The organism is Cytobacillus firmus NBRC 15306 (assembly GCF_001591465.1).
In the GTDB taxonomy this organism is placed as follows: domain Bacteria; phylum Bacillota; class Bacilli; order Bacillales; family Cytobacillaceae; genus Cytobacillus; species Cytobacillus firmus.
In genome coordinates this window covers 16680-41655 of the sequence record NZ_BCUY01000008.1, presented here as the reverse complement: position 1 = coordinate 41655, position 24976 = coordinate 16680, and the positions used below count along the sequence as shown (strand labels likewise).

Genomic DNA, 24976 nt, shown 5'->3' with positions numbered 1-24976 from the left:
AGATAGTTAGTTCACGAGCCAAAAAAATAATATGGTTATTATGGATACTGTTATTTCCCGCAGGTTCCATGCTAACCTATCATTTTTACCCTCCCGATCTTTCAGGACAGGGAATCAGTTTATTTGCCTTTTTTATTTTAATGTTTCTCGTTTCTTCCATGCCGATGGTTGTCAATAATACACCAATCTTCTTGATTCAATGGGTTTCCATGGCAGTCTTCTTAACCTTTGGTCTTCTTGCTGAAATGATCATGGTCCAGATGGGTGTCCTGGTACTTCTTTTAAGACTTAAAATACAAAAAGATCAGCTGTTTCGTCTGCCGCTTAACTCACTTTTGTTCTTTACGGTCTCTTTATTGAGCGGGCTGGCTTACTTTGCAATGGGAGGCAAAACAGGCATAGATCTAATAGCCAATCCCCAGTATTTCTGGGTTGCGGCCGCCTACCCGGTAATTCACTTTACACTAAATCAGATATTAATCAGCGTAATTCAGGCTGCATTGTACGGCAGGAAAATATCCTTTCTGGAAAAAGACCTTATATGGGAAACAGTCACTTCACTCATAACATTCCCGATTGGCCTTATCCTTTACATTCTTTATTCTGAAGTGGGAATTCTTGCACTCCTGTTTGTAGGTGTGCCATTTGTAAGTCTTTCAATCATACTTCATCTTTATTACTCAAGTGAAAAGGTGATTGATTACCTTCAAAAAGCTTCAGAAATAAGTCATCAAATGGCCGAGCGCCTTGATGTTAATGTGGTTATGGAGCTTTTCATTTTGAAATTGAGCGAAATGATTCCTGTTGATTATGCCTATATCCTTGATATTAAAGACAATGATGAACTTCACTCTATTTACAGGAAAGAGCATGAACTAATTAAGCCGAATGATCTTATGCCTACCAAAAAAAATGAGGGAATCAGCGGATTGGTTTTGGACACCAGAAAATCTGCCCTTTTTCATTCGAAAAAGAAATGGAAAAGCATTGCTAAGGAATTTTTGCCTGAAGATGCTGAGAGCATCATTTGTGTTCCGATAGTCCGAAGTAATGAAGTATTGGGGATTCTGCTGCTATCCTCCACAAAAAAGAGGGCATATGAAAAGTCACAGCTCATGATTGTCGATATTTTGTGTTCGCATTTTGCAATAGCCATTGAGAATGCCAGGCACTATGAAGAAACAAAAGCCAAAAGCGAGCGCTGTGCGTTAACCAAACTATACAATTACCGCTATATAGAGGCGAAATTAAATGAAGAATTCAGCAGATTGCAAAATGGTTCAAGGGATCTCCTCTCACTCATCATACTCGATATCGATCATTTTAAGAAAGTGAACGATACTTATGGGCATCAGAGCGGAAATGAAATCCTCTGCGAACTGGCGGATCGGCTGACAAATTTAATTGATGCGGCTGGAATTGCTGCCCGATATGGCGGCGAGGAATTTATTGTCTTAATGCCTGATACCAGCAAGGAAGATGCAATAAGCTGGGCCGAGCTTATCAGGCAGACCATTGCCAATCGTCCATTTATACTCAAACAGAACATCGATGGAAGCAGCAGCAGCACAAAAGTATATATTACCGCTTCTATTGGGGTAGCTGCTGCACCCGAAGATGCCGATGATTCACTTGCCCTTATACGCCATGCTGACAGAGCATTATATGTTGGAGCTAAGCGTGCTGGGAGAAATAGGGTTGCGGAATATGTGAAGTAAAATCCTTTTGCCTGTCAAAAGGATTTTTTTTATGAAAAAACAAATCTTTGGACCTATTAAATATATTGTTTTTATAGGTAAATTGGTATAATGAGAGTAATGCATAATACTGGTAAAGGAGGGATTTTACTATATGGCAAAAAAAATACTGCTGAGTTTATTAACCGCTCTTATTATATGCTCCCTATCTGTTCAATCTTCAATGGCATCTGGATTAAATGATGCCAAATTAAACTTCACTGTTCAGCCTTCCCAGAATATAATCGTTAAACCAGCCGGCAAGCCAGCAGCAGCAAATCTGGATTTCAGAGTAAAGCAGAGCGGAACTGCATCTGATAGTATTAGAGAACCAATGGATGTTGTCTTTATTATGGATATTTCCGGTTCTATGAATGATGCCGGTAAACTTGACAGCGCTAAAGTCGCAATGAAAAATGCTCTTGACCATTTTTTAGAAACTGCAAATTCCAAAGACAGATACTATTTAATCCCCTTCAATAAAAAAATCAGCGAGCAAGAGGGATTCTTTTATCCGACGGGAAATGCACTAAATGATCTTGGAATGATAAAAGAAAAAGTCAGAACGCTGTCAGCAATCAATGGAACAAATTATAAGGACCCGATAAAAAAGGCGGAAGAGCTATTAAATGGCGGGAATACGAATAATAATATTATTTTTTTAACGGACGGTGTCCCTACCTTTTCTGAGAGTGTGAAAAAAAGAACTTTTAATAAGGTTGTAGATGAAGAGTGCAGCTGGTGGGGATTGAATTGCCGATATATATACAAATCGGTTACTGAGAATGTTACATATATTGAAGAGCTCCTAACAGCGCGGGATTGGTACGGCAATTCTTATTTTGTGGCAGATGAATATTTTAAGGATAACAACAATCGTACCTATTCAGTAAAAAACAATAGCAAAGATTATTTACCTACTCAAATCTCCATTCGCAGTTCTATATTAGAAGAAGTGAAAAAGCTGGTCACAAATAATATAAAACTATTTTCTATAGGGTTTGGGACTGATAAAGATATCGATATGAATTTTCTAAATGAGATGTCCAACTATACTGGAGAAACAGCCATTCAGGCAGGAACAGGAAATATTGGGGATATACTTGAACGAATTTCAAGCAGTGTGCTGAAGCCGTCAATCACTGCTGAGATTCAAATTGACTTAAATCCCTTTAATGGAAAGGTTTCTCTGGCAGAAGGATCAAATGCCATCCAAACTGAAGATAACATAATAACTAAACAGATCAATTTCAAATATGATATTGGGAAAGAAACAATAAGCGAACTGGATTTCAGTATTCCACTAAATTTTGCAGAAGAGGGAAAGTATCTTTTTAAAGATAATATTAAGTTAAAATACAAGGATTTGAACAATAAAGAACAAGTATTGGTCCATCCTGAACTGCAGATTGAAGTGAAAGATGATGCCCCTGCATCATTTAAAGGAACCATGCTTCTGGAAAAAGTGCAAAATGATTTACGTGACTTAGTCAAAGAAATGAATTCAAATACAAAATCTAATCATTTTAATATAAAGTATAATTTGGAGCCAATAGGCATTCCTGATAGCAGAGTGGAAGGAAGCCTTAGGGATGTAGTGATTAAACAGCCGCTTCCTGAGGGAATACTCATTGCAGATCCTTCTGTGAAAGAAGAGATGATTAATGGACAAAGGCATGCAGTACTTATTCTGGCAAATCAGCAAACCAGCTATAAAAATGGTGCTTTCACACCGGATCATCTTTCTGCAAAAATAGCATTAAAAGCAGATAGAGCTTTTTATGGATTAACAATGCCGCGTGCACAAGTGTTTTACACTGACAGCAGATTCCCGGACAAGCCACAATCAACCAGCATAGCTGCTTCCAGCCAAGTACTTGATGCAAAGGTGAGATTATATAGCTTTAATAACATTGCTTATGATGGAGATGCGTCAGGCATCATTTCAAAAATTGATTTAAATAATAACGGTAAAAAACTGACGCAGACGGAGTTTCCGAATAATTATGGTCTGAAGAATAAGCCTGTAAAGAATTTGTATTTTCTTACAGAAACTCAGGCATCAGGCCTCAAAATTGAATACAGCGATGATAGTATCGCAATGCTTTATTTTGAACCGGATTTTGAGATGAAAGGCCAGGTTACAGGGAAGATCCTGTCTGATAGGGATGTTGTTTACGAGCCCATTACTTTCAATCTAACTAAACTGGTTGCAGGTAAAGATATAAATTATTACTACAAAGTTGAGAAAGACGGGGTCAATGAAGACTGGAAGCCTTTTGCCGCTAAGGACAGTGTGCTTTTAGATGCTCCAGGAACTTATATAATTAAGGTTAAAGCCACCGGTGGATTCGCGTTTGGAAATGAAATCTCAAAGACAATTACCATTATTAAAAGAATTGAAAGCATATCAGTAGCTCCAGATCCAATTGAATTGGATGTCGAAAAGTCAATATCCTTTAACGTGGAAATTTCACCAGCTGATGCATCCAATAAAGAACTCGAGGTGTTCATTGAAGATACATCTATTGCTGCTTTAACCGATGTTTATTCAATTTTTGGAAAATCTGCGGGCGAAACGTATTTAATTGTCAGAACAAAGGACGGCTCCAATATTGAAAAGAAAATTAAAGTGATCGTAACCGATCCATACATTGCTTTAGATGAAATAAAGTTTAATAAAGCTGTATATAAAATTGCCAGGGGAGACAGGCTCGCATTAAAAGAATTACTGATCTTCAATCCTTTTAATGCCACCGATCAGGAAATTGTTGAAGTACTCTCTGAGATGCCTGATAAAGTCCGTGCAATCAAGAGGGGGACTGAGTGGTACATTGAGGGTGTGGAAATAGGATACTCCAAGGTAACTGCAGCTGCTGAAAAGCAAAAAGACGGAAAGCAGCCGAAAGCCTCGGCTCTATTTGAAGTAGTGAATGAGGATGAACAAACTGATGATGGTCCTGCTGGGGAAGGTAAATGGTAAAAGAAAAAGGTGCTCATGTCAGCACCTTTTTCTTATTCTATTAATAGTTCATCAGAAAATATTTGAAGATGTTTTACAATTGGAAGGGTATCTATTCGCTGAAGAAGTACATTTTGATCGTAGTTCACAATAAAACGGGAATACTTATCCAGTTGAGATGATCTCGAGGGCAGCTCTTCGATGGATTTTACTTCACCGCGAATAGCGTTAATTATCAGCTTTTCTTTGGCAAAAATGCCTCCATTGATATAAAACAGCGAACCTACTCCATATAATTCTGCATCTTTTTCTGTATAGAAAAATCCTTTTAAAGGTTTTATCGTTTCATCTTCAGGGACATATGGCATTCCAGCTTCATTATCAGGATCGAAATTGCCAAATTCATTTATGCGTGTGAGCAGTAAATCATCTTTTGCCATCAGAACAAGCTGCTTTGTATTGTTTTCCGATCCTAAAATATTTACATTCGATATATTTGCACGTTTGCCTGCGTACACAACAGAATCAAAGATTACCTGATCATTCTCAGAAGGCTCTCCGGTTTCATCACCATTTATAGTAAAGGATCCATTGGAGATTATGGTTCCTGTCATTTCAATCGAAGTATTAAGCGCATTAATAGCAGTGTTTTTGCCTGACAATATATCACCGTTTACCTTAATGCCTTTACTGGATAGTTCGTCCTTATTTTGAGCATAGGATTCTATAACTATATCATTTGCCGAAATAATATTTTCATTCACCTCAAGCTTGCCGTTAAAATTAACAAGGTGAGTTCTCCCGGTTACTAATATATCTTCATATATTGTTAAATCTTCAAAATTCACGAGATAAAGGTCACCATCAACAATCAGCTTTTCATTCAATTCAAGAGAAGTATCCTCTGCCATAATCACCACATCGCCCTGGATAAGACCATTTAGCAGGGACGCATCTTCCGGTGTGTTTATAAGGTAACTCTTAAAATATGATTCATTGTTATTCCCTATTTCCTGCAAGATTTCGGGAAGCCCGGATTGCTTTTTTACTTGTTCTTCAATCAGAGTATTTAAAGCGAAAGAAGAAAGAATTCCGGATTTTATCTCTTCTGAAAACGTGCTTTCATTCCCGGCTCTGACAGCAGGAATCCCATTTGATGATAATAATTCATTGGCCTGTTCATTCATCGTTCTGTCAAAATCAATATTGATAAATTGGCTGTCATGCTTAAGCTCGGGGACATGTTCTTTATAAAAATTCTCTTTTACGAGCAGCGGAAGAAGGTTCGCTGTTGAACTATATAAATCCCCACTTATCGAAGACATATTCGTAACAGTTTTCTCTTTACTTCCATCTCTTAATTCGTATTCAGCATCTTCATTTGTTGTTAATCGGTTAGCATACACATTCCCGGAGAAGTTTGCTGACCCATTTAAAATTAGACCGGAGCCATTTTCATCAGAAAAAGAGCCGGCAGCATATTTCAAGAAACTTGGAAGGGGCGACAAGATGATCCTTTTCCTGAGGGTCCGTGTAATTTTACCTTCTGTTTCAACAGGATTTTTAGTAACTATAATGATGTCTAATACTCTTGTGAAATCATTTTCCAGTTCAATATTAAAGGTATCATAATTTGATATGTCATCCATGCAAGGTGCAGAGGAATCTATAAAGCTAGCACTGCTTCCTGACAGGTCAATGATATTCAAACAGCTTATATTATCCTCTGTTTTATAAGGCACGATTAAGTCATCTTTCAGCTTTTTCTTCAGGTCTATATCAAAATCACTCCGCACATAAAGTTTTCCTTCAATGTTCTTTCTCCGGTAATCTTCAAGAGGAAGGCTCGGCAGAATTCCTGCCAATTCGGAGGTCATTTGGTCGATTACCTTTACAGAATTATATGTAATGGAGATATCACTCTCCCTCGTTTCTGTTCTTTTGGCCCCGCCCAGAGAAGCAGCCAAAATACTCATTCCCAAAACGGTAAATATAAGAGACATTAATAAAACAGTAATAAGGGTATTGCCCCGCTCATTTTTCAGCAAATGATCACCTCTTAAAATCCAAACTTACTATCAAGCTCTAATTTTTCTTCAAGCCTTTCATGATCGAGCTTAAGCATTAATTCAATCATTCCCTGCGTACATTCTTCCTCATTTTTATTATTAGATTCAGAACAAGAGACTTCTAATGCGGATTCGCTGAAATCAGCTGCAGAAGTAATCTCTGCGCTATCAATTGAGATTGCTTTCCGGGTGCTGTCATTTTCAGAATCAGTTATTTCAATCCTGACTACCTGCTCCTCTTCATTCGCAGCGTTTTGATTTATGGTATAAAAAATCTGCTGTTCTTTTTCTTGTCTAGTTAGAGATGTACTTGATGAATTTACCAGCTCAATACAATTTTTTTCACCGCATTCTCTGACGTAGTCAAAAGGAAAAGAATAAAATGTGTTCATGATCATTGTTGCTGTATAATCGGCATCATCCCGCAGCTGTCCCTCAATGCCAATCTTATTGTAGAGCTTATACCCCGAAGTGAATACTCCATAAATAATCGGAAGAATAATACTGCTGATTACCAGAACGGCAAGCAATTCATAAAGAGTGGCACCGCGCTCATCGAAGATCTTCACTTTTTATTTCTCCTTCTATTTCTGTAAATTCTTCTTTTCCGTTGATCTCCCAGGTAACAGTCGCTGCCAGAGGCACAAAAAAGGAGGAGTGTTCTCCTTTAGCAGGATTTATATTCTCAACTTCGTTTTTTGGTAAATTAATAGTTACATTGTACTCAATATTATTTACTATAATTGGACTGCAGTTTGGTTCAGGAGTTTCACCATTCCAAAATATTTTATTAGCACGATCACAAATTAGAAGATTAAGGTAATCACCTTTATCATTTCTAAACTCTTCTCTTACTTCTATAAAATTTTCTTTCTCAATATGCATTAAAGCATTTCTTGCAACATTGACAGCTGCCGTTTTCTTTTCATTCATATTGGCATAAGTGTAAGCCTGAGAAAAAAACTTCATAGTTCCCATTAAAACAATCCCTAATATTGTGAGTGAAACAAGTACTTCCACAAGGGTTAAGCCTTTGGAACCAGTAAGCAATTTTTTATATATCATAGCCCACTCCTTCTTTCAAAATACCTATTTGTATTATACAATATTTAATAGCAAGATTTGTATTTATAGGTCGAATTATGTATTTTTTGATAAGTTTAGCTGTTAAGTCTTAAAAAGAAAGGAGAGATAGAATGGTCACCTTTGCTTTTGCTTTGGCATCTTTAGTTTTCATTATTCCTGCTGTTTATTTCATTCCTTCAGGACTAACTAAAAAAGGAAAAATGTATGTCATTGTAGTTTCCGTTTTGCTGGGGATGCTTGGGCTGACAGCAAAAGAATTGTTTTCTGAATGGCAGGCAGCACTTATTCTTTTGCTGCTTTTAATGACGGGTACCTATCTGGCCAATAATAAAATCAAAGGATTATTTCATGCAGGTGAAGAAACAGGTGCTTTCTCCTCAGTCATATTGGAAACAGGGATTGGTAATGAGAATTTGAATGAAAAGAATGCAGCAGACCAGGAGGCTGATAAACCAGCTTTGCCTATACTGGTACAACAGGAATCAGAAGAAGACCGTGCAGAATTAGACTTAATAGATTTTAGCAGCGAAGAAAATACGAATAGTCAAATTGACTTGGTTATAGAAAATATTATGACAGATCCTTCAGAAGAAAAAAAGCGATCAGGATGATCTCAATTGGGATGAAATTGAAAATATGCTGTTAGAAGGAGCAAATGAGGATAATGCTCCGAAAATAGATGAAAAAGATACAGTGGAGAACACATTGGATCCAGCCATTCCGGAGATCGATTATCTCGCAGAACTGGAAGGTATGATGAATGAAGAAATGGGAAGTTCCGTTCATTCCGACATGGAAATTAATGGAACGGAAGATCTGGCTATTCAAGATGAGATAAAGCTTTCCGATAATGTACTTGAAGAATACTTTGAAAGTCTTAATCCTATGGACGATTCTGATGATGCCAGCGCTTTTAATCCGGCTGGAGAGAATGAAATCGCTTCTGAGGATTCAAGTGAATACGACTCTTCCGTATATATTGATGAAGCGGCGTCTGCTGCTGAAACTGAAATCGGAATAGACGATGAACATGAGCAGGAAACGGCACTGGAAAAGAAAATGGAGGCTGCCGATCAAGAAAGCAGAGCAGTATTCCAGAGTCAGATGTTCCAGCTGATTGCACCACAGCTTGAGCTGGCCCGGAATAGCCTGGATAAAGATAGTTACGAAATGTTAGTGATTGGCTGTATGAATCCTAATATGCAGCCCTCTGATTATTACACATTTGCGAGATTACTATTTGATCACTATATCATTCATAAAGAGTTTGATAAATTACTGGAATTTGCCGAAAGTCTTGAAGCAAGATTTTCTGCTTATCCTGTCCTTGTTGAGGAAATCAGGTTTATCCAGAAGTCCTATGCTGCTGCAGCCAAGAGAAAAAACTATAAATAAGGTGATGTTAAGATGAAAAAAAGTACAGAAATTACAGGTCTTCCTATTATCTCTATTCAGGAAGGCCAGGAAATTGGGACAGTGAAAACATTAGTCATAAATCCTGAAAAAGGTTCAATCGATTTCTTAACAATCGAGCACGAAGATTGGCAAGTCAGTGTAAAGGCCATTCCATTCAAAAAAATTATTGGTATTGGAGAATACGCGGTTACAGTGGAAAGTGACCGTGCGGTAATTGATTTAAATGAAATCCCAATTGCAAATCAGCTGGTAAACAAAAAGATTCGCATTACCCAAACTAAGGTAATGACACGAAAAGGCCAATTATTGGGGGAAACAGCGGAGTTTTACACAGATGAAGATACAGGAAACATTCTAGGTGCTGAAATTCAGCTTTCAGATGCTTCTGCAGTATTAGCTGCTGAAGAAATCTTAACATACGGTAGGGATATTCTTATTGTAAAAGAAGACGCATCTGAAAGATTTCTAAACAGTGTATCATTGCTGAACCCTATAATGAGCAATGAAGTCCTTCCAAGTGAAGGAGAAAACATGGATCACCTTCAATCATTGAAAAATAAACAAATGGAATTATTAGTCGGCAAAGAATTAGAAGCGGATATATATGACTTAAATGGAAACATATTGTTCCCGTCCGGGCGGATTTTATCCGAACAGGATGTACAGATTGCTCAAGAAGAAGGCCCCAATGTGGTTGTAAACCTGTCAATGAATGTGAATGCATAATTGAAGGAGGAAGCTCAATGTGAGGAATCCTCAGATTATAAAGCTGTTTTTGATTACGGCACTCTGCACCTCGTTTTTATTTAGCTTTTCATATTTTGGAACTGCAGCTTACGGAAAGCTTTTTTCCGATCAAGGCGAATTTGCTTCTGGAACTTTTATCGGAAACGAAGATGTAACAGATATGGATAAGTCAAAGGTCCTAACCTATATGACAGAAAAGCAGGCACAATGGGTTAAAGAAACGGTTCTGACATTGCAATTTCAGGAAGTAACAAAAGACGTCAAGGACATCCCGGCTTTCTATAAATTTGATGTAGAACAAAGTATTTCTCTGGCAGTGTCAGGCAAAAAAAATCAGCTTATCGCAAAAATAGATGAAGAAAAACTCAATGCTATTCTGGAAGAAATACTGCCTGAGCTTTATGCAGAAGGCATCGATCAGCAGACTCTCATAGCAGACCTTCTTATGTATGCAACCCTGCTTGAAAGCGGCAATCATACGATAAAACTGCAAAATTATTTATCCGGAGACCTTATTGAGGATGAGGTGATTGCTGAATCATCAACTAAAATCTCCGGAAAAGAAAATGTTATCAATATGTGGGAAGGCAATGAGGCCAGCATCGAAGTTGCTCCGCATTCGCAGATTTCTTTTCTTGATCTGGCTGAAGAAAGAGGAGGTCTGCAGTTCGAGGCAGACGAAATGAGCATCATCTCATCAGCCCTATACAAAGCCCTGCTGAACACTAACTTTATGATTACAGAAAGGCATATTGGAAGGCTGCTTCCGGGCTATATTGAACCGGGTTTTGAGGCCAGAGTGGACTCTGAAAAACAAATGGATTTCATTTTTACTAATCCAAATGATCATAAATATGTGATTAATTTTCAGCAGCTTGACAAGCTTTTGTATGTTTCTGTTAAGGGGCCTAAGACGATTTACACGTATCAGCCTTCTCTTAAAGATAAGCAGACTTTTAAGCCGAAAACAATTATTCAGATAGATGCCAAGCTGCCATTTGGACAAAAACGAATCGGAACTGAAGGCAAAGAGGGCATCCTGGTAAATGTATATCGCGATCAGGTTGATGAAGCTGGAAAAATAATAAGCTCCGAGAAAATATCGGAAGACTTCTATCCGCCAGTACATGAGGTCCTCATATACAGTCTGGCTATTAAGAAAGATAAAACGGACGACTCTGCTGATTCGGCAGATAATGTACCTGAAGACAGTGTAAGCATTGAGGATGAAAAATCAGAATCAGATGCTGAAAAAAACTCACCTGAACAGAAACCTGACAATAAGCAAAATGAAACAGGCATCAATAAAGGAACCACCCGGAATGCAAATGAAAATGATCAAGATCTTTGGGGATTAGATAATGAAGCCGTCAAATAATAAGTTAAGGCAGTGATGGATATGAAGCAGATGCGCAAGAGACTGGGAGATTTACTGGTTGACGCCGGCCTTATCACCGAGGAACAGCTTCAAACATCTCTTAGAGAAAAGGATTCTAACCAAAAGCTCGGTGATGTTTTGCTTCAAAAAGGATTTATTACAGAACAGCAGCTGATTGAGGTTCTTGAATTTCAGCTTGGGATTCCCCATGTCAGCTTGTATCGCTATCCATTTGATACGAAGCTTTTCAGCATTGTGCCAAAAGATCTGGCGAAGCGGAATCTCCTCATTCCATTAAAGAAAGACGGAGAGAAGTTATTTGTAGCTATGGCAGATCCTATGGACTTTTACACAATTGATGATTTGCGGTTATCAACAGGCTTTCAAATTGAAGCAGCCATTGCAACAAAAGATGATATTCTCCGGGCAATCAATAAATATTACGATATGAATGAAGGGTTTGAGGAACTGCTGGGAACAGCGGGGAATCCTGAAGCAGCTGATGATAAACAGATGGTTGATGAAGATTCGCCTGTTGTCCGGCTTGTTAATCAGATCATTGCCAGTGCAGCTTCTTTAAAGGCGAGTGATATCCATCTTGATCCCCAGGAAACAAAGGTGCTGATCAGATACCGGATTGATGGCGTTTTAAGAACGGAGCGTGTTCTTCCAAAGCATATGCAAAGTGTGCTTTCAGCCCGCATTAAAATCATGTCCAATCTGGATATTACTGAGCACAGAATTCCCCAGGATGGAAGAATAAAGATTAATATTGATTTTCATCCGGTAGACTTGAGGGTTTCCACATTGCCCACGGTGTACGGCGAAAAAATTGTGCTGCGTTTGCTGGATTTAAGCAGTGCTTTGAATGACATCCATAAACTTGGCTTAAATAAATTAAATCTTCAGAGATTCATAGAAATGATTGAAAAGCCTACAGGCATTGTTCTAATAACCGGTCCTACCGGTTCCGGGAAATCTTCTACTTTATATGCGGCTTTAAATCGCCTGAACAGTGAAGAAGTAAATATTATAACGGTTGAAGATCCGGTTGAGTATCAGCTTGAAGGAATCAATCAGATTCAAGTAAATTCCAATGTCGGGATGACGTTTGCAAAAGGTTTACGGGCCATTCTGCGTCAGGATCCCAATATCATTATGGTAGGGGAAATCCGGGATAGGGAAACAGCGGAAGTTTCCATTAGAGCATCATTAACGGGGCATTTGGTGCTTAGTACATTGCATACAAATGATTCATTAGGCTCCATCACCCGCCTGCTTGATATGGGTGTTGAACCATTTCTTGTTGCATCGTCTTTGAGCGGAATTGTCGCACAGCGTCTGGTAAGGAAAGTCTGCCGGGATTGTTCAGAGGAACAGCAGCCGGCTAAGCGGGAAATAGAGATCTTTGCAAAAAGAGGCTTAAAACTTGAGAAGGTTGTGCGGGGGAAAGGCTGTTCCTCCTGCAACATGACTGGATATAAAGGAAGAATCGCCATTCACGAAGTGCTGGTTATTAATGATGAGATGCGTAAAATCATTATGAATGGTGAATCATTTTCAAAGCTTCGGGATTACGCAATAAGAAATAAAACAGTTTTTCTTATTGATGATGGACTGCTAAAAGTAAAACAGGGCATTACAACTACCGAAGAAGTATTACGGGTAGCTATACCTGATTAGGAGTACGGTATGAAGACAAAAATAGACTATCTGTTGAGGGCTGCGTATGAGCTGAAGGCTTCGGATCTGCATTTGACCGTTGGGGTTCCCCCTGTCATACGGATTAATGGTGATTTAAAAAAATATGGGAAAGAAAGTTTGCGTCCGGAAGATACCGAGGGTATGGCTAAAGCTATTATTCCTGCGAACATATGGAAAAAGTTTGAGGAGAATGGCGAGCTGGATTTCTCTTACGGAATACCCGGGCTGTCCCGTTTCAGAGTCAATGCTTATTTTCAGCGGTCATGCATCTCACTGGCCATCCGTGTTGTTCCTACACGAATTCCTGCTTTAGAAGAACTTGGGCTTCCTCCTGTCTTAAAAAAGGTGGCGGAAAAGCCTCAGGGGCTAGTCCTGGTGACAGGGCCGACGGGAAGCGGAAAATCAACGACATTAGCTTCAATGATTCATTACATGAACAAGACGATGAGGAAGCACATTATTACGCTCGAGGACCCGATTGAATATCTGCATAAGCATGGAAATTGCATTATTGACCAGCGGGAAGTTGGGTTTGATACAAAGCATTTCGCAAATGGATTAAGAGCTGCTTTGCGTCAGGACCCGGATGTGATTCTTGTAGGGGAAATGCGTGATTTGGAAACCATCCAAACAGCCATAACAGCGGCCGAAACTGGCCATTTAGTACTTGGCACACTGCATACCTCAAGTGCTCCAGCTACGATTAACCGAATTATCGATGTATTTCCGCCTTCCCAGCAGGTGCAAATCAGAATACAGCTTGCCTCTGTATTAGTGTCAATTATATCGCAGCGCCTTTTTCTCACATCAGACAGGAAGGGCCGTCATGCAGCTACAGAAGTGCTCATGAATAATTCGGCTGTGGCAAACCTGATCAGAAATGAAAAAATCTATCAGATTACTAATGTGATGCAAACGTCACGCGCCCAGGGAATGCATACACTCGAGGCAAGTATTACTTCTCTATTGGAAAGCGGAAAAATCGCCAAAGAATCAGCATTGCCGTACATACAGGAAAAGGTGACTGATCATGCCCCGCTATAAATACAGCGGGCGTGACCGCAAAGGGAAAAAGTCTGGAATTGTGACAGCTGTTTCTAAAAGGGAAGCCATGCTTCAGCTAAAGGAAAGCGGTATAAGAGTTCAGGATATTCAGGAAATGCCTGAGACGTTCTTAACGAAAGAAATAACAATTGGCAATCCGGTCAAGCTCCAGGACTTTGTCATCTATCTGCGCCAGTTCGCCACTTTGCTGAAAGCAGGCGTTACAGTTGTAGAATCAACCGCTATACTTGCGAAGCAAACAGAAAGCAAAGCACTCAAGAGAGCATTAATAGCAGTCGAACAGGATTTGCGTGATGGACTTCCGCTTTCAGATGCTGCGTCAAGGCATAAAAAAATCTTCAGCGGAATGTTCGTCAATATGATCAAAGCAGGAGAAGCAGGCGGAAATATGGACGAAACGCTCGAAAGACTTGCGGTCCATTATGAAAAACAGCATTACACAAAGCAGAAAATCATCTCAGCACTTGCCTATCCGATAACTGTCGGCATAATAGCTATTGCAGTAGTTATCTTTCTGCTCGTTTCCGTTGTGCCTACTTTTGTGGAAATGTTCAATGATTTCGGAGGAGAACTCCCTGCCATTACACAATTTGTTCTGTGCTCCAGTGAGTATATGCAGCAATACTGGTGGTTTGTCATCATCTTATTTTTGGCGGTCTTTACGGGCATTGTGTTAATTCGCAACAATAAAGCCAGTAAATATTATCTTGATTATTTTCTGCTGAGAATGCCGATTTTCGGGAAGATTCTTCAGAAAGCAGCTATAGCAAGAATGACAAGGACCCTAAGTTCCCTGTTTACGAGCTCGGTGCCGATTCTCCAGGCACTCAGCATTGTGGAAAGTATTGTAGAAAATGAAGTAATGGCAAAGGTGATTGCAAAATCAAGAGATTCACTGGAGCAGGGGAATTCTCTGACGGAACCAATGAAAAAACACTGGGTTTTCCCGCCGCTGGTGTCACACATGATTGCGATCGGGGAAGAATCAGGATCGCTGGATGCAATGCTTGGGAAGGTAGCTGACTTTTACGAAAAAGAAGTAGAAAGCGCCACAGACAGACTAAAATCACTCATTGAACCGCTCATGATTGTCTTTCTGGCCAGTATCGTCGGGACTATAGTCACATCTATTATGGTACCGATGTTTGAAATCTTCCAGCATGTTGGATAAAAATTTACAAAATATTAAAAAATTCGACTGTTAGCAGATAAAGTATTTAGTATAATAGTACCATGATAGGTAAAATAAACTACTAGTTTGAGAGGGAGAGTAAAAATGCTTAAGAATTTAAGGAAAAGACTTAAAGATCAAAAAGGATTAACGTTAATTGAATTGCTTGCGGTTATTGTTATTTTGGGGATTATTGCGGCGATTGCGGTGCCTAGTATTGGTGGGTTGATTAATAAGACAAAAGAGGATGCGAAAGTTGCAGAAGCGGTGCAGATTGTAAATGCCGCTAAACTGTTTATAACAACAAACCCTTCGGAAAGGGAACTAAACCATTCAGATCTTGAGAGTTACTTGGACAAAGTAGATGATACAACATATACGGTAGAAGTTACGAAAGACGAAGAAACTGGTAAGTTTTCATATTCATTAACAAACCATGAAGGTGGAAATATCGCTGCTGGAAGTAAGAGAAATACAACTATAACTGAAGAAAACCTGCTTAAGTTTAGTGGGAATTAATTCAAATTAATGCTTTTGTTTTATTGCTTTTTGTTTTTAATCGGTTCCATCCTAGGCTCCTTCTACAACGTAGCAGGCCTAAGAATCCCGCAGAACCAGTCTATTGCAGCACCGCGGTCCCATTGCCCGCACTGTAAGCATACTCTATCACCTCTGGAACTGGTTCCAGTCTTATCGTATATATTTCTTGGCGGAAAGTGCCGGCGCTGTAAGGCGCCGGTTTCAGCCTTATATCCGGCTGTTGAGCTTTCCACGGGAATCTTGTTTGCCGCAGCTCCGCTGATTATGGGCTGGACTGCTGAATTGTTTGTTGCCTGGACGGTAATTTCTCTTGTAATCATTGTGTTTGTATCTGATTTCAAATATATGATCATTCCAGATAAGGTTTTGCTGTTTTTTGCTGCTGTCTTAATAGCAGAACGCATTTTCATACCGCTCTCTCCATGGTGGGACAGCTTAGCAGGTGCAGCACTCGGTTTCTTCCTTCTGCTGCTGATAGCAGTAATCAGCAAAGGCGGCATGGGAGGTGGAGATATCAAGCTGTATGCCGTCATCGGCATTGCTTTGGGTGTAAAGCTTGTTTTACTTTCATTTTTTCTGGCAACTTTGTTCGGGGCGACCCTTGGAGGCCTTGGCATGATTCTAGGAATTGTTCAAAAAGGCAAGCCCATCCCGTTTGGCCCATTCATAGGGATTGGGACATTACTGGCTTATTTTTACGGCAGAGAAATAATTGAGTGGTATTTTCATTCATTCCTATAAAGGGCATGACATTTGAAATAAGAGCTGGAATATTCCGGCTCTTATTTTTCCCTAGGCAAATCTAACATAAATAAGGAGTTTTTCATCATGGCAATACGATTTCTTCCCGGAAAAAAGAAGCATGTAAATTTAATTATCAAAGACCATGTTATTCGTTATGCAGAACTGAAAAGTCAGCGTGATTTGGATCTGGCAAAATGGGATGAAAGGTTTCTGCCGCCGGGAATTATTAAGGATGGGAAGATCCAGGATTATGATACACTTGCTCTTATCCTTGAAGAATGCGTCAATGGGTGGAAAATAAAAAACAGGCAGGTATATTTTACTGTACCTGATCCTTTTATTGTTTTGAGAAAGCTGACCATACCCGGGGATGTCCAGGAGGATGAGATTAAAGGCTATTTATATATGGAACTCGGCACCAGCATCCATCTGCCTTTTGAAGAGCCTGTTTTTGATTATCATGTTCTCGGGGCTAATCATCAGAATTCAACTGAAATTTTGCTGTTCGCCGCACCTGAAGAAGTTGTCTTGGAATATACCGAACTATTCGAGGATGCCAAACTCCGTCCTGCAGCTGCAGATATCTCTTCTCTCGCACTGTATCGTCTTTATTCCAGCTATTTTGAAGAACAGCAATCAGAAGCTATCATGCTTATTCAGATTGACCTGATTTCTGCAGTATGCAGCATTTTCAAATCAGAAATACTGTATTTATGAGAAACATTGCGATTGAAACAGATCTCAGCAAGTGGGGAACAGCAGCAATGCCTAATGGAGAAAAGAAGATAGAATATAGCGGCAAAGAAGAAGAAGTGCTGCATCCCCTATTAGATATTTACAATGATTTTGAAAAAGTAATGAATTTTTACCGGTATTCATTAAATCAGGGACAGCGCCAAATTAGCAGAATCATCGTAACCGGCGACCACCCTTGGCTAGAAAACATTCATAGGGATATAAAAAACAGAATGGAAGTGCCAGTTGTTTCTTTCAAGGACTGCCTGAACAGCGGACAGTATGAGCTGCTGAAGCAATCAGCTTTCCATGTGAATATTGGACTTGGCTTAAAAGAGGGATAGCACATGCAGGTTGACATTAATCTTCTTCCTCAAAGGGAAAAAAGGACTAAAAACATCTATATTGCTTTAGGTATTATTGTTGTTTTGTTTATTGCTGCATTCTTGTTTGTGTTCTTAACAGTCGAAAAGAAAAACACTGAGCTTCTTCAAATTGAGAAAAGAATAACCCAGACAAATGAAAATCTTGAAGCTCAGCAGGCAAAGCTTGCAGAATATCAATCTTCCAATGCGGCAGAAGAGCTGAAAATTGCCATTGAATGGGCAGAAAGGCAGCCATTCGAATTAGTCTTCCTTATGGAACAGATAACCAGGCTTCTTCCTGAACGAGGGTTCGTGATAGAATTTGAGCTGGATGAAGAAAATAGAGTCAAACAGATTGTTCAATTTGACGCTAAAAGCGAGGCCGCCTATTATTTGCATAGTCTGACAGAATTGCCGTGGATTGATGAAGCGATAATAAGCGAAGCTAAAACTGCAGACATCTTAAAAGACGAAGCAGCTGAGCTTAGAAAACAAGCAAACATACAGCCAAGATATTATGCAGAATATGAATTAAGAATTAACCCGGCATTGCTTAATGAGGCTGCCGAAATGGATGAATCCAAAGGTACAGAGGATAAGGAATCCTCCGCGCAGCAAGGGGAAGGAGATGATTCTCCGTGAACCGGGAAATTTCCAAAAAGCAGCTTGTATTTATTTTGCTTGCATTAGTTTTAATAGCCGGAATCGTTTTTGGAAGTTATTATCTCTTAATTAAACCGGTGAATGAAAAAATGGACAGGAAGCAGTCTGAGCTGCAAATGGCCACTCAGCAATTAACCATTATTGAGAATAATCTTCAGCAGCTGAATGAGGAGACCATATTGAGTACGGGTGAACTTCAAAAGCAGGTTCCTGTCAAAAGGCTTCTGGATCATCTTCTTTTGGATATCGAAAAATCTGAAATTATTTCAGATGTCAATATCATAGAAATGAAGATGAATGGTACAGAAAGTGATGAAGAAATCGACCTTTCTGAAGAAGAAGAAAGTAAGCCTCAAGAAGAAAATTCTGAGACGGAGCCTGAAACGGAGGATCCGAAAGAAAACTCAGGAACAGATCCATTGATAGAAGAGAAGCTGCCAAATGGCATTAAAAAGGTTTCGATTGTTCTAAACGGGCAGGCAGATACTTATTTTGAGATGGAAAGTTTCATTAAGAATTTATTGGATTTAAAGAGGATCCTTAAGGTAGAAAGTTTGAAATATACGGGCTTTGATGAAATTGTGAGTGTCATGCAGGAAGACCAGATGGTGGAATTTGAATTGGCGATAGCAGCCTATTACTACCCTGAATTGGCAGAGCTGCAGAAGGAGCTCCCTCCTTTGGATACTCCGATAATATCCAATAAAAGAAATCCATTAAGCAGCTTCTCTGAACTGGAGGCTGAGGAGGATAATCAAACACCTTAACCAAAAAACGAAGAGGAGCTTTATATTAGAAATGAAATGATCAGCGGAAGTATGCTGTCGGAAAAAGCAACATTTTTTATGCTCGCTGATGCTGACTTCATTGATCCCATCAGGGACCCTGATACAAAGAATCTTCTGCAGCCTTCGGAGAGTACTTATGCTGTTGTCAGCGGAAAATCCATAACGGCTGTTTGCTTTATAGGAGAAAAACGGAGTTTATGCTATTCAAATGGCAATGAAGGTATTCCCATAAATAAACTGGATCCAGATTTCATTACTGAGAATTAGCCAAAAATCCGAATGAAAAATTTGACGAAATCCTTCCGTAACAAGACGACAAAAGTCTTGTTATTTTTTTTTTCCATTATGTTAGGATGAAAACAATTCAGGAAACGGTGTGGAAGGGAGGATGAGATGTGGACAAGCCTAAAAGCGAAAAAACAATCACGATTAAGATAAATGGCAAGGACCGTCCGTTTCAGGAGAAAAAGGAAGAAAAGAAGGGAAAATCATGGGAACTGAGACAGCTGGATAGAAAGCAGGAACAAACTGAATTTTTCACTTCCATACAAACAGCGGCCGGCAAAGAGGCGGATGACAGCTTTGACTGGATTCTGCCGGAAGAAACGGAAGATGAGGATATAAAGGAATATAAAATAGCAGCTCCTCCTAAATCACCAGCTAAAAATGGGCTGAGTACACTGGCCAGGAAATTCCGGGGAAGAAATAAGCAAGGATTCTTAACATCCATTTTTCTTGCTGTCTTTTTTGCTGTCCTGCTGGGGACCAGCTTCGGGTTCATCATGCTAAAGCTGGTATTTACTGATCAGGCAGCTGAAACTGTGGCTCCTCCAATTAATGAAACTCCGGAAGCCGCAAATCAGCAGACCCCTGCTGCGGCAGCAGATTTAGAAACAATTAAAACATATGTAGTTCAAGGCGGCGTTTTTTCAAACAATGATGCAGCACAGCAAATCCAGAAAGCGAATTCTCAAAAAGGGGTTTATAGTCAATCCATAAAAATGGGAGAGCAGACTTTTCTTTTTTTAGGGGTATCAGGCAGCCTTGATGAGGCCAAGGAAATAGGCGCCGATCTAAAAAGCGAAGGGATTGACGTATTTGCAAAAGAAGTTGCCTTTGGAGGTAGAGCAATTGAAGGGGTAAATGCCGAAGAGAAAAAACTGGCTGAAATTGCTCCTGTTTTATATCAAAGCCTTTCAGCAGGTGCAGCCAGTGCCTCTCTCGGCAGATCCATAACTCCTGAAACGGCTGAGAAAATAGAAAGCTACATCAAGACAGTGAATGAACTGCAGGCCGATCAAATTCAAAATAAAAACCTGATTTCAGTTAGAGAAGAACTATTAAATGCTTCAAAGCAAATAGACACATACCAGCAGTCAGGTGATGGTGCAGCAGCAGGTAAAATTCAGGAGCACCTGCTGGGGTTTCTTGCAGCTTACCAGTCACTGCTTCAGTCAGACGGGCAGTAAGGACCCTGCATAATGTGCCATAATGTTATCCGATTCGAATATTTTCTGGGAAATATCACATATTAAGCGGAGTCTGTTCGGGAAATTTAGACAGACTCTTTCTTTTTGTCATTATTCGATATTTTATGATAAAAATATCGCAAATTACTTCTTTAAAATTGTTTGTCTGGCATTTTTTTGATACGATTAACCTGTATCTCCCAATTTGATACAATAAAGGTAAGGTGATTACATGCAAAACCTCATTTTAGCCTCTTCTTCCCCGCGGCGAAAAGAACTTCTTGAAAATCTTCATTTGCAATTTGAAGTCTCCAGCAGTGATGTCGATGAAAGTTTTGATCCAGTGCTGAAACCAGGAGAGATCGTGAAGGAGCTTGCCCATAGAAAGGCAAAGGCCGTATTTAATAAGCATCCTGATTCATATGTAATTGGATCAGATACAGTTGTTGTTAAGGACGGCACTGTTTTAGGAAAACCAGACAGCAGCAAGGAAGCCTTCACTATGCTGAAAAGTCTGTCTGGAACCACTCATTCTGTTTACACAGGTGTATCCATCATGACGCCTGAAGAAAATGCCATTACATTTTATGAAAAAACCGATGTGGTGTTCTGGGAGTTAACAGATGAAGAAATTAACTCTTATATTGGCACCGGTGAACCCTTTGACAAGGCAGGGGCATATGGAATACAAGGCATTGGCAGCATGCTTGTAAAGAGTATAAGCGGAGATTATTTCTCAGTTGTCGGTCTACCTGTCTCCAGAACGGTTCGTGAATTGAGGAAAGCAGGATATTCGCTTCCTTAATATACTTCTTTCATCTTCAGCTCCCTGATCCCAAAAGTTTAGGGAGGAAAATATGCAAACAGATTCTCTTTTAATTAAAGATTTCCCTCAAGATGAGCGTCCTCGTGAGCGCTTTGTCCAAAATGGTCCACAGGGATTGTCCAATCATGAACTGATAGCGATATTACTCAGAACTGGCACGAAAGATGAATCAGTACTGCAATTAGCGAATAGGCTTCTTACCCATTTTGAAGGACTCCGGCTGTTAAAGGATGCATCCCTGGATGAAATAACGGCCATTAAAGGAATAGGATCGGCAAAGGCAATTCAAGTGCTGGCAGCAGTTGAAATTGGCCGGAGGATTTCAAATCTCACATATGATGACAGATATATTATCCGTTCGCCTGAGGATGGGGCAAATTATGTCATGCATGAAATGCGATTTTTGTCTCAGGAACATTTTGTATGCCTTTATTTAAATACAAAAAATCAGGTGCTTCATAAGCAGACCATCTTTATTGGAAGCCTGAACGCTTCGATCGTCCATCCCAGAGAGGTCTTTAAAGAGGCATTTCGCAGGTCGGCTGCGTCCATCATCTGCATTCATAATCATCCAAGCGGCGATCCGACTCCAAGCAAGGAAGATATTGAAGTAACCAAGAGACTTGCAGAGTCCGGAAAAATAATCGGCATCGATGTACTGGACCATCTTATCATCGGTGAAAATAAATTTGTCAGTTTAAAGGAAAAAGGGTATTTATAACACTATGTTTTTGTTTGACGTTAAGATATAATATTGGTTATGATTTTTGAGATGCCTTGCATTTTGGAGGCGGATTGTACTAGAAAAATAAAAGAAAATTCCATTAAAACACCTTACTTAGGAAAATGAGCAATTTGTATCAGAAAGGGAGATACCATTTATGTTTGGAATCGGTACTAGAGACCTTGGAATAGATTTAGGAACAGCTAATACACTTGTCTATGTTAAAGGAAAAGGAATTGTTGTCAGAGAGCCGTCAGTAGTGGCACTGCAGACAGATACTAAAAATATTGTAGCCGTCGGCAATGACGCAAAAAATATGATCGGCCGTACTCCCGGCAATATTGTTGCGCTGCGTCCAATGAAGGATGGCGTTATTGCGGATTATGAGACCACTGCTGTCATGATGAAATATTATATTAAACAAGCCAATAAAAATAAAGGCTTCTTCTCAGGGAAGCCGTATGTAATGGTTTGTGTACCATCAGGTATAACAGCCGTTGAAGAGCGCGCTGTTGTTGATGCAACCCGTCAGGCAGGCGCCCGGGATGCTTATACCATCGAAGAGCCGTTTGCCGCAGCAATCGGAGCTAATCTTCCTGTTTGGGAACCTACAGGAAGCATGGTAGTTGATATCGGTGGAGGAACTACTGAAGTAGCTATCATTTCCCTGGGCGGAATTGTTACAAGCCAATCGATCCGCATTGCCGGTGATGAAATGGATGATGCGATTATCAATTATATCCGCAAAAATTACAACCTGATGATCGGTGACCGTACAGCTGAAACAATTAAAGTGGAGGTAGGCTCTGCCGGAGATCCGGAAGGCGTCGAAAACATGGAAATTCGCGGACGCGATCTATTGACAGGTTTGCCAAAAACAATTGAAATTACTGCTGAAGAAATCTCAAAAGCATTGAATGATACAGTCTATGCGATTGTGGATGCAGTAAAAAATACTCTTGAAAAAACCCCTCCTGAACTGGCAGCAGATATTATGGATCGGGGCATTGTTCTGACTGGCGGAGGAGCGCTTCTACGCAATCTGGACAAGGTGATCAGCGAAGAAACGAAAATGCCTGTCCTTATTGCAGAAAACCCATTGGACTGTGTTGCAATAGGTACCGGAAAAGCTCTTGACCATATCGATTTATTCAAAACAAAAGCTAAAGAATCCAGATAATAGAGTTCTGAATAAGTAAAATAATAAAGCCCATTCACTTCTCTCAAGTGTATGGGCTCAAATTTGGTTTTTTATTGAGCATAAAATGATATCTTTGCAGATATATGTTATATTTTGTTGAGCAGTGCCTAAATGGCGCAGGCTTTCCTGAAAAAATACTATTCGAGGTGTAAAGGATGCCACAGTTCTTTCTGAACAAACGCCTGATTATTTTGCTTGTCAGCATTATTATTCTCGTGGCATTGATTGGGTTTTCTTTAAAGGATAGAGAAAATTTGACCTGGCCTGAACAATTTTTAAAAGATACCACCGGGTTTATACAAAATGCTGTTTCCAGCCCTGTGAATTATGTGGCGGGATTCTTTGAAAATGTCGAAGACTTGCAAAATACATACAAAGAAAATAAAGATCTAAAGACAAGGCTGGATGAACTCGCACGCCTTGAGTCTGAGGTTCAAAGGCTGAAAAAAGATAATACGGAACTTCGTGAGATTCTGGATAAGAAAGATTCTTTAAGTGAATTTGAGCCAAAGCAGGCAACAGTAATAGGAAGAAATCCCGACAGATGGCATGAGTTGCTTATTATTAATAAGGGGAAAAATGCCGGGATTGAACCGAATATGGCTGTTATTACGTCAAAAGGCCTGATTGGCAAAGTAAAAAGCAGCAATACATTTACTTCAACCGTCCAGCTTCTTAGTTCAATGGATCCGACCAATCGCATCTCAGCTAAAATTCAGGCAGGCGAAAATAACTTTTTCGGTCTGATTGAAGGCTATGATAAAGAAGAAGGCCTTCTGTTGCTTAAAAGAATTCCTTATGATGCTAAGGTTGAAAAGGATCAAAACGTTATTACATCAGGTCTGGGCGGTGTTTTCCCTGAGAGCCTTCCGATTGGGAAGGTTGTAGATGTTGTTCCAGATGAATTTGGTCTGACTCAGACCGCATATGTTAAACCGGGAGCAGACTTCTATGATATTGGACATGTAATGGTCGTTAAAAGAGGTGCATTACAGCCTGAACTAATGGAAATGGTTGATGAGAAGGAGGAGGAACTGTGAGAAGATTCCTTCTTCCTCTCATACTCCTGGCCTTATTTATCGGTGAAAGCATATTTGTTCAAGTAACTCCGCATGATTTATTAGGCAGCGGAAAAATAGCAGTTCCCCGTTTTCTGATGGCTGCCTTGCTTTTTTTGACCATTTTTGGTTCAAAAAAGCATGGAATTCTTTACGGCCTATTATTCGGGCTGCTTTTTGATATTGTGTATGTTGAAATTATCGGCATTTATTTGTTTCTTTTTCCGGTCATTGCTTTTATAACAAACAAACTAATGAGAATTCTTCAGACGAATATTGCGATGGCTTCCATAATTGTGCTTTTGGGCATCTCTTTCCTTGAGGCCGGTGTTTACCAGATGAACTTATTAATTCACCATACAGATATGGAATTTGCAGTCTTTCTTTCGTCCCGTCTCCTGCCTACTCTGATATTGAATGCCATTTTCATTATTTTAGCTGTCTACCCGTTTAAAAGACTTTCTGAAAAATTTGCAGATAGCTTAAACGAATAATTGTTTGAAGTGATATAATTTCACAATGCAGAGAA

25 protein-coding genes are annotated in these 24976 nt (G+C 39.6%); 22 read left to right on the top strand and 3 right to left on the bottom strand.

The features are described from left to right. Positions 1-68 precede the first annotated feature (68 nt). Positions 69-1718, top strand: coding sequence for a sensor domain-containing diguanylate cyclase (locus BFI01S_RS04080; RefSeq protein ID WP_061791461.1), 1650 nt, complete (start codon positions 69-71; stop codon positions 1716-1718). A gap of 133 nt (positions 1719-1851) precedes the next feature. Further along, positions 1852-4719 (top strand): VWA domain-containing protein, encoded by a 2868-nt coding sequence (locus BFI01S_RS04075; RefSeq protein ID WP_061791460.1) that lies wholly within the window; start codon positions 1852-1854, stop codon positions 4717-4719. A gap of 32 nt (positions 4720-4751) precedes the next feature. Here the strand turns inward: BFI01S_RS04075 and BFI01S_RS04070 are convergent, their stop codons facing one another. Genes BFI01S_RS04070 through BFI01S_RS04060 form a run of 3 tightly spaced genes read right to left on the bottom strand, consistent with a single transcriptional unit; the run spans position 4752 to position 7832 of the window. Beyond that, positions 4752-6746: a hypothetical protein gene (locus BFI01S_RS04070; protein ID WP_061791459.1), complete on the bottom strand. Its 1995-nt coding sequence runs from the start codon at positions 6744-6746 to the stop codon at positions 4752-4754. 11 nt (positions 6747-6757) lie between these two features. Next, entirely contained in the window at positions 6758-7336 is a 579-nt protein-coding gene (locus BFI01S_RS04065; protein ID WP_061791458.1) for a hypothetical protein, read from the bottom strand. Then, on the bottom strand, positions 7320-7832 hold the full coding sequence (locus tag BFI01S_RS04060; protein WP_061791457.1) for a type II secretion system protein: 513 nt from the start codon (positions 7830-7832) through the stop codon (positions 7320-7322). Before BFI01S_RS04060 ends, BFI01S_RS04065 begins: the two co-directional genes overlap by 17 nt. 131 nt (positions 7833-7963) lie before the next feature. Between BFI01S_RS04060 and BFI01S_RS04055 the strand changes: the two genes are divergently transcribed. The 20 genes from BFI01S_RS04055 to mreD all read left to right on the top strand — a co-directional run bounded on the left by BFI01S_RS04055 (position 7964) and on the right by mreD (position 24941). Next, positions 7964-8464, top strand: coding sequence for a hypothetical protein (locus BFI01S_RS04055; protein WP_061791456.1), 501 nt, complete (start codon positions 7964-7966; stop codon positions 8462-8464). A 25-nt stretch (positions 8465-8489) separates the two neighbouring features. After that, positions 8490-9248, top strand: coding sequence for a hypothetical protein (locus tag BFI01S_RS04050; RefSeq protein WP_061791455.1), 759 nt, complete (start codon positions 8490-8492; stop codon positions 9246-9248). A gap of 12 nt (positions 9249-9260) precedes the next feature. Beyond that, positions 9261-9995 (top strand): PRC-barrel domain-containing protein, encoded by a 735-nt coding sequence (locus BFI01S_RS04045; RefSeq protein ID WP_061791454.1) that lies wholly within the window; start codon positions 9261-9263, stop codon positions 9993-9995. A gap of 19 nt (positions 9996-10014) precedes the next feature. Continuing rightward, positions 10015-11394, top strand: coding sequence for a VanW family protein (locus BFI01S_RS04040; RefSeq protein WP_061791453.1), 1380 nt, complete (start codon positions 10015-10017; stop codon positions 11392-11394). Between the two features lie 21 nt (positions 11395-11415). Beyond that, a complete protein-coding gene (locus BFI01S_RS04035; RefSeq protein ID WP_061791452.1) occupies positions 11416-13077 on the top strand; it encodes a GspE/PulE family protein in 1662 nt (553 codons plus the stop codon). Between the two features lie 9 nt (positions 13078-13086). After that, entirely contained in the window at positions 13087-14142 is a 1056-nt protein-coding gene (locus BFI01S_RS04030) for a type IV pilus twitching motility protein PilT (protein ID WP_061791451.1), read from the top strand. Continuing rightward, positions 14129-15334 carry a type II secretion system F family protein gene (locus BFI01S_RS04025; RefSeq protein WP_061791450.1) on the top strand — a complete coding sequence of 402 codons (1206 nt, stop codon included), beginning with the start codon at positions 14129-14131 and terminating at the stop codon, positions 15332-15334. The genes BFI01S_RS04030 and BFI01S_RS04025 overlap by 14 nt, the downstream gene beginning before the upstream one ends. Before the next feature lie 105 nt (positions 15335-15439). Next, positions 15440-15853: a type II secretion system protein gene (locus BFI01S_RS04020; protein WP_061791449.1), complete on the top strand. Its 414-nt coding sequence runs from the start codon at positions 15440-15442 to the stop codon at positions 15851-15853. Between the two features lie 9 nt (positions 15854-15862). Further along, on the top strand, positions 15863-16615 hold the full coding sequence (locus tag BFI01S_RS04015; protein WP_061791448.1) for a prepilin peptidase: 753 nt from the start codon (positions 15863-15865) through the stop codon (positions 16613-16615). Positions 16616-16702: 87 nt separating this feature from the next. Then, positions 16703-17335: a type IV pilus biogenesis protein PilM gene (gene pilM / locus BFI01S_RS23890; protein WP_235831096.1), complete on the top strand. Its 633-nt coding sequence runs from the start codon at positions 16703-16705 to the stop codon at positions 17333-17335. Beyond that, complete coding sequence (locus tag BFI01S_RS23885; protein WP_235831095.1) at positions 17332-17697, top strand: type IV pilus biogenesis protein PilM; 366 nt, start codon at positions 17332-17334, stop codon at positions 17695-17697. Before pilM ends, BFI01S_RS23885 begins: the two co-directional genes overlap by 4 nt. A 3-nt stretch (positions 17698-17700) precedes the next feature. Beyond that, positions 17701-18360: a PilN domain-containing protein gene (locus BFI01S_RS04005; protein WP_061791447.1), complete on the top strand. Its 660-nt coding sequence runs from the start codon at positions 17701-17703 to the stop codon at positions 18358-18360. Continuing rightward, positions 18357-19148 carry a hypothetical protein gene (locus BFI01S_RS04000; protein ID WP_061791446.1) on the top strand — a complete coding sequence of 264 codons (792 nt, stop codon included), beginning with the start codon at positions 18357-18359 and terminating at the stop codon, positions 19146-19148. The genes BFI01S_RS04005 and BFI01S_RS04000 overlap by 4 nt, the downstream gene beginning before the upstream one ends. A gap of 51 nt (positions 19149-19199) precedes the next feature. Beyond that, positions 19200-19436 (top strand): hypothetical protein, encoded by a 237-nt coding sequence (locus tag BFI01S_RS03995; RefSeq protein WP_156478327.1) that lies wholly within the window; start codon positions 19200-19202, stop codon positions 19434-19436. 128 nt (positions 19437-19564) lie between these two features. After that, entirely contained in the window at positions 19565-20638 is a 1074-nt protein-coding gene (locus BFI01S_RS03990; protein ID WP_061791444.1) for a hypothetical protein, read from the top strand. A 232-nt stretch (positions 20639-20870) separates the two neighbouring features. Further along, positions 20871-21443 carry a Maf family protein gene (locus BFI01S_RS03985; protein WP_061791443.1) on the top strand — a complete coding sequence of 191 codons (573 nt, stop codon included), beginning with the start codon at positions 20871-20873 and terminating at the stop codon, positions 21441-21443. A 52-nt stretch (positions 21444-21495) separates the two neighbouring features. Continuing rightward, positions 21496-22185 carry a RadC family protein gene (radC, locus tag BFI01S_RS03980; RefSeq protein WP_061791442.1) on the top strand — a complete coding sequence of 230 codons (690 nt, stop codon included), beginning with the start codon at positions 21496-21498 and terminating at the stop codon, positions 22183-22185. A 160-nt stretch (positions 22186-22345) separates the two neighbouring features. Then, positions 22346-23368, top strand: a complete 1023-nt coding sequence (locus BFI01S_RS03975; RefSeq protein ID WP_035331317.1) for a rod shape-determining protein — start codon at positions 22346-22348, stop codon at positions 23366-23368. Positions 23369-23544: 176 nt separating this feature from the next. Then, the gene (gene mreC / locus BFI01S_RS03970) at positions 23545-24429 is read left to right on the top strand and encodes a rod shape-determining protein MreC (protein ID WP_035331316.1); all 885 of its coding nucleotides are present in this window, start codon (positions 23545-23547) and stop codon (positions 24427-24429) included. After that, on the top strand, positions 24426-24941 hold the full coding sequence (gene mreD / locus BFI01S_RS03965; protein WP_061791441.1) for a rod shape-determining protein MreD: 516 nt from the start codon (positions 24426-24428) through the stop codon (positions 24939-24941). The genes mreC and mreD overlap by 4 nt, the downstream gene beginning before the upstream one ends. Positions 24942-24976 lie beyond the last annotated feature (35 nt).

Excerpts from the sequence above, each read along its gene's own strand:
- BFI01S_RS04035 (WP_061791452.1), top strand. The coding sequence starts at position 11,416 with ATGAAGCAGATGCGCAAGAGACTGGGAGATTTACTGGTTGACGCCGGC.
- BFI01S_RS03985 (WP_061791443.1), top strand. The coding sequence starts at position 20,871 with ATGCAAAACCTCATTTTAGCCTCTTCTTCCCCGCGGCGAAAAGAACTT.
- BFI01S_RS04080 (WP_061791461.1), top strand. The coding sequence starts at position 69 with ATGCTAACCTATCATTTTTACCCTCCCGATCTTTCAGGACAGGGAATC.
- BFI01S_RS04030 (WP_061791451.1), top strand. The coding sequence starts at position 13,087 with ATGAAGACAAAAATAGACTATCTGTTGAGGGCTGCGTATGAGCTGAAG.
- BFI01S_RS23885 (WP_235831095.1), top strand. The coding sequence starts at position 17,332 with ATGAGAAACATTGCGATTGAAACAGATCTCAGCAAGTGGGGAACAGCA.
- radC (WP_061791442.1), top strand. The coding sequence starts at position 21,496 with ATGCAAACAGATTCTCTTTTAATTAAAGATTTCCCTCAAGATGAGCGT.
- BFI01S_RS04055 (WP_061791456.1), top strand. The coding sequence starts at position 7,964 with ATGGTCACCTTTGCTTTTGCTTTGGCATCTTTAGTTTTCATTATTCCT.
- BFI01S_RS04015 (WP_061791448.1), top strand. The coding sequence starts at position 15,863 with ATGCTTTTGTTTTATTGCTTTTTGTTTTTAATCGGTTCCATCCTAGGC.
- mreC (WP_035331316.1), top strand. The coding sequence starts at position 23,545 with ATGCCACAGTTCTTTCTGAACAAACGCCTGATTATTTTGCTTGTCAGC.
- BFI01S_RS04060 (WP_061791457.1), bottom strand. The coding sequence starts at position 7,832 with ATGATATATAAAAAATTGCTTACTGGTTCCAAAGGCTTAACCCTTGTG.
- BFI01S_RS04075 (WP_061791460.1), top strand. The coding sequence starts at position 1,852 with ATGGCAAAAAAAATACTGCTGAGTTTATTAACCGCTCTTATTATATGC.
- BFI01S_RS04020 (WP_061791449.1), top strand. The coding sequence starts at position 15,440 with ATGCTTAAGAATTTAAGGAAAAGACTTAAAGATCAAAAAGGATTAACG.
- BFI01S_RS04045 (WP_061791454.1), top strand. The coding sequence starts at position 9,261 with ATGAAAAAAAGTACAGAAATTACAGGTCTTCCTATTATCTCTATTCAG.
- BFI01S_RS03975 (WP_035331317.1), top strand. The coding sequence starts at position 22,346 with ATGTTTGGAATCGGTACTAGAGACCTTGGAATAGATTTAGGAACAGCT.
- BFI01S_RS04005 (WP_061791447.1), top strand. The coding sequence starts at position 17,701 with ATGCAGGTTGACATTAATCTTCTTCCTCAAAGGGAAAAAAGGACTAAA.
- pilM (WP_235831096.1), top strand. The coding sequence starts at position 16,703 with ATGGCAATACGATTTCTTCCCGGAAAAAAGAAGCATGTAAATTTAATT.
- BFI01S_RS04025 (WP_061791450.1), top strand. The coding sequence starts at position 14,129 with ATGCCCCGCTATAAATACAGCGGGCGTGACCGCAAAGGGAAAAAGTCT.
- BFI01S_RS03995 (WP_156478327.1), top strand. The coding sequence starts at position 19,200 with ATGCTGTCGGAAAAAGCAACATTTTTTATGCTCGCTGATGCTGACTTC.
- BFI01S_RS04050 (WP_061791455.1), top strand. The coding sequence starts at position 8,490 with ATGCTGTTAGAAGGAGCAAATGAGGATAATGCTCCGAAAATAGATGAA.